This window comes from Saccharomonospora halophila 8, from assembly GCF_000383775.1.
Classification (GTDB): Bacteria; Actinomycetota; Actinomycetes; order Mycobacteriales; family Pseudonocardiaceae; genus Saccharomonospora; species Saccharomonospora halophila.
In genome coordinates this window covers 15,725-19,344 of the sequence record NZ_KB912498.1, presented here as the reverse complement: position 1 = coordinate 19,344, position 3,620 = coordinate 15,725, and the positions used below count along the sequence as shown (strand labels likewise).

Annotated in this window: 5 protein-coding genes; all 5 read right to left on the bottom strand. The window is 71.7% G+C overall.

Going from position 1 to position 3,620, the window contains the following annotated elements:
* Positions 1-223: 223 nt before the first annotated feature.
* Positions 224-514, bottom strand: a complete 291-nt coding sequence (locus SACHA_RS0104425) for a type II toxin-antitoxin system RelE family toxin (RefSeq protein ID WP_019807500.1) — start codon at positions 512-514, stop codon at positions 224-226.
* Positions 515-775, bottom strand: coding sequence for a type II toxin-antitoxin system Phd/YefM family antitoxin (locus SACHA_RS20250; RefSeq protein WP_051110083.1), 261 nt, complete (start codon positions 773-775; stop codon positions 515-517).
* 85 nt (positions 776-860) lie between these two features.
* Positions 861-1,904, bottom strand: coding sequence for a sigma-70 family RNA polymerase sigma factor (locus tag SACHA_RS0104415; RefSeq protein WP_019807498.1), 1,044 nt, complete (start codon positions 1,902-1,904; stop codon positions 861-863).
* 232 nt (positions 1,905-2,136) lie between these two features.
* Positions 2,137-2,562 (bottom strand): D-aminoacyl-tRNA deacylase, encoded by a 426-nt coding sequence (gene dtd / locus SACHA_RS0104410; protein WP_019807497.1) that lies wholly within the window; start codon positions 2,560-2,562, stop codon positions 2,137-2,139.
* A partial coding sequence (locus tag SACHA_RS0104405; RefSeq protein WP_019807496.1) for a DUF7782 domain-containing protein occupies positions 2,559-3,620 on the bottom strand: 1,062 nt, incomplete at its 5' end. The genes SACHA_RS0104405 and dtd, both read right to left, overlap by 4 nt.

Below are 3,620 nucleotides of genomic sequence, written 5' to 3'. Positions count from 1 at the left end.
CCGGGCCCGGCCCCCGGTGGACGGCCGGGGACGACCGGCCGCGAGGACCCACACCTGCCAACACGGCGCCACACACGACGGGCGGCCGGGCCGCCCATCCGAGGAACGCGCCCTTGACGGTCCCCCGCCCGGGGGCCGGACGTCAACGCCGCTGTCCGGGTGATCCTGTCGATGTCCTCCGCTCGAGCGTCGTCGCCTGTTCATGGGCGTGCGAGACCGTGGGTCAGCGGCCGAGACGGCGCCGGAGGAGCTCGTAGACGTTGTCGCGCGTGGAGATGGTGACGACGTAGACCAAGAGCACATCATCGCGGATGCGGTAGCAGATGCGGTACCCACCGACCGGGACTCGCCAGACATCGGGTATGCCGGTGAGTCGTAGGCAGCCGACATATCGCGGCTGCTCGGCCAGGTGCTCGAGCATGTCCTCGACGGCCTCGGCGTCCCCGGGTTGGGACTTGGCCAGTTTGTCCAGGAACTTGTCGGCTTCGCGATGCAGGCGGACCTCGTAGGCCACTCAGCCCTCGCGGAGGCGGGTACGGCGGCGGAAGGGCACGAAATCGTCCTCGGTGGCGCTGGCCAGAACCTGGCGCACTTCCTCGATGTCGGCCACGTTCTCCAACTTCTCCAGCAGCTCGCCCGCCTCGGCGGAGACCACCGCCGCTGCCCGCCGGTTGTGTCGGGTGAGGTAGACGACCTCGCCTCCGTACTCGGCCCGGTTCGCCACCTCGCTGATGTGGGCCCGCGCCTGGGTCACGGGGATCTCCATGGAAGTCATGTACAAAAGGTACATTTTTTTCCGGCGGATGGCTACCCGAAGGTGTCGGGGTCGTGTCCGGATCCGGACACGACCCCGACGGAACTCAGCTGGCGTAGGCGCGGAGTTTGTCGGCCCGTTCGCCGTGCCGCAGCTTGGCCATCACCTCGCGCTCGATCTGGCGCACCCGCTCGCGGGAGAGGTTGAAGTGCCTGCCGATCTGGTCGAGCGTGCGGGGCTGGCCGTCGTCCAGTCCGTAGCGCAGCCGAATCACGTTCTGCTCGCGCTCGTCGAGCGTGGCCAGGACCCGGCGCAGGTCGTCGTGCAACAGCCCGGAGATCACCGAATTCTCCGCGTCGGCGGCCTCGGAGTCCTCGATGAAGTCCCCGAGCGGCGCGTCCTCCTCGCTGCCGACCGGCATGTCCAGGCTCACCGGGTCACGCGCGTGGTCGAGCAGGTTGGACACCTTGTGCTCGGGGATGCCGGACTCGGCCGCGAGCTCCTCGTTCGTGGCTTCCCGGCCGAGCTTCTGGTGCAGGTCCCGCTTGATGCGGGCGAGCTTGTTCACCTGCTCGACCAGGTGCACCGGCAGCCGGATGGTGCGGCCCTGGTCGGCCATGCCCCGGGTGATGGCCTGGCGGATCCACCAGGTGGCGTAGGTGGAGAACTTGAAGCCCTTGGTGTAGTCGAACTTCTCCACCGCGCGGATCAACCCGAGGTTGCCCTCCTGGATCAGGTCCAGCAGCGGCATCCCCCGCCCGGTGTAGCGCTTCGCCAGCGAGACCACGAGCCGCAGGTTCGCCTGCAGCAGGTGGTTCTTGGCGATCTGCCCGTCCCGCACGACCGCCGCGAGTTCGAGCCTGCGCTCGCGCGAGAGGTCCTCGTCGGTGTCGAGTACGTGCTGGGCGAAGACCCCGGCCTCGATCCGCTTGGCGAGGTCGACCTCCTCCTGCGCGCTGAGCAGGGCGGTCCGGCCGATGCCGTTGAGGTAGACGCGGACCAGGTCGGCGGCGGGTCCCTGGGCGTCGAGGTCGGCCTCCTCGGCGGTGATGCCTGCGGGGGCCACGGGCGCGACGTCGTCGTCGGCGGGCATCGGAATGGTCCGCTCACCGATACCGCGGGCGGAACGTTCGAGTGTCTGGACGGACATGGTGCCTCCCCGGTCAACGGGCCGACGTGCCGACTCGGGCACGTCCGCGTCGTGCGCCGCGCGGCGAGCCTGTGGAAACTCGCCCCACGTTCCCAGCTGCGTGGCTGGACACCCGGATCAACGTCGTGGCGCCGGGATTCGTTCCCGCGGCGCGCCCGGTGTTGACTCCGTCACGAATCGGTAACGGCGCCGGGGTGTGGCGGGATTCCCGCGCCGGTCCACGCCCGTCGGCTCAGGCCTCGACCAGCACCGTGAAGGGCCCGTCGTTGACGCTGTGCACCGCCATCGCGGCCCCGAACCGGCCGGTGGCCACCCGCGCGCCGCGCTCGCCCAGCCGGGCCACCACCGCATCGACGAGCCGCTCGGCGTGCTCCGGGCGCGCCGCGGCCGTCCACGACGGCCTGCGCCCCTTCCGCGTGTCCCCGTACAGCGTGAACTGGCTGACCACCAGCAGCGGGGCGTCGGCCGTGGCGCAGGACTGTTCGTCGCGCAGCAGGCGCAGCTCGTGCAGTTTGCGCGCCATCGTCCCCGCCTGCGCCGCGGTGTCGTCGGTGTGCACGCCGAGCAGTACCAGCAGGCCCGGCTCGTCGATCGCGCCGACGACCTCCCCGTCGACGGTCACCGAGGCCTCGGTGACCCGTGCGGCCACCGCCCTCACCGGACGATCTCCAGCATCCCGTGCCGCACCAGCTCGGTCACCACCGGCACCGCCGCCGCGCGCAGCGTCTCCGGGTCCTCGCCGTGTCCGGCCGCGAGCAGGTCGACCAGGTCCCCGAGCGGCAACCCGCCGCGGCACCCCGCCAACAGCGCCGTCGTCAGCTCGTCCAGCTCGTGCTGCCAGCCCGGCCCGTCCGAGCGGTGCAGCCGCCGCACGGCCGTGGCCCATCCCTCGTCGGTGGGCTCGTCGATCCGTTCCAGCGCGACGGTGTCCGGCACCCGGAACACCGTGCCGAACAGGTCGTGGCCGTGTGTGCGCAGCCGGTCCACGCGGTCGAGCCAGGTCGCGGCCTCCTCACCGAGCGGATCGTCGTAGGCCTGCCGCAGGTCCTCGCACACCACCGTCGGTGTGGCGTCGGTGCGGCGGAGCGTGACAAAGCCGAACCCGATGCCCTCGACGTCGTGCTCGGCGAAGAAATCCAGCCATGCCGCCGCTTTGGCCCTGCCCTCGGGAGAGCGGGGGTCGACACCGGCGTCCCGCAGCCACGTGCCGACGTAGAGCGCGGGGTCGGCGACGTCGCGTTGCACGAACCAGGCGTCGGTTCCGGGCGGCAACCAGCCCCCGACCCGGTCGGCCCAGTCCTGCCCGGCGACGTGCAACCAGGACGCGAGCAGGTGCCCGGTGCCGCCCTCGGTGAGGAAGCCCGGCAGCTGCCGCACCACGAGCGCGCTCGCGTCGTCGCCCGCCAGCCCGGAGTCGCGGTAGACGTAGTCCACCCGCGGCGGGCCGACGACGAACGGCGGGTTGCACACGATCCGGTCGAACCGGCGCCGGGCCACCGGCGCGAACCACTCGCCCCGCAGCAGTTCCACGTCGAGACCGTTGAGCTCGAACGTCGCCCGCGCCAGCGCCAGGGCCCGGGCCGACACGTCGGTGGCGGTGACCCGTTCCGCGTGCCTGCTCGCGTGCAGGGCCTGGACGCCGTTGCCGGTGCCGAGGTCGAGCACGGTGCCCACCGGGCGCCGGCTCGTGGCCCGCACCAGGCTCAGCGAGGCGTG

Excerpts from the sequence above, each read along its gene's own strand:
- SACHA_RS20250 (WP_051110083.1), bottom strand. The coding sequence starts at position 775 with ATGACTTCCATGGAGATCCCCGTGACCCAGGCGCGGGCCCACATCAGC.
- SACHA_RS0104415 (WP_019807498.1), bottom strand. The coding sequence starts at position 1,904 with ATGTCCGTCCAGACACTCGAACGTTCCGCCCGCGGTATCGGTGAGCGG.